The 241-nt window shown below is 63.5% G+C and carries 1 protein-coding gene; it reads left to right on the top strand.

Annotation, left to right across the window (positions count from 1 at the left end; all coding sequences use genetic code 11):
• Nucleotides 1–241: hypothetical protein (locus tag SB659_RS20385; RefSeq protein WP_410551747.1), on the top strand; the 241-nt coding region annotated here is incomplete at both ends.

Below are 241 nucleotides of genomic sequence, written 5' to 3'. Positions count from 1 at the left end.
GCGCCGCAGCCCTTGCCGCCGCGATTTCGATGGCCGGACTGCCGCCCTTCTTCGGCTTCCTCGCCAAGGAAGAGATCTATGCCGCCCTGGCGCTCGGCGATCTGCGATCCATTGTCTTCACCTCGGTTGCGATCTTCGGCAATGTGCTGATGTTTGCGATTGCATTCGCCGTCGGCCTCAAGCCGTTCATCGGCACGCCCGTTGCCACGCCGAAGATCGCCCATGAGGCGCCGTTGCTGCT

The organism is Arthrobacter sp. SIMBA_036 (assembly GCF_046535135.1).
Classification (GTDB): domain Bacteria; phylum Actinomycetota; class Actinomycetes; order Actinomycetales; family Micrococcaceae; genus Arthrobacter.
The sequence above is the reverse complement of the archived record's forward strand: the minus strand, read 5'-3'. Positions and strand labels throughout refer to the sequence as shown.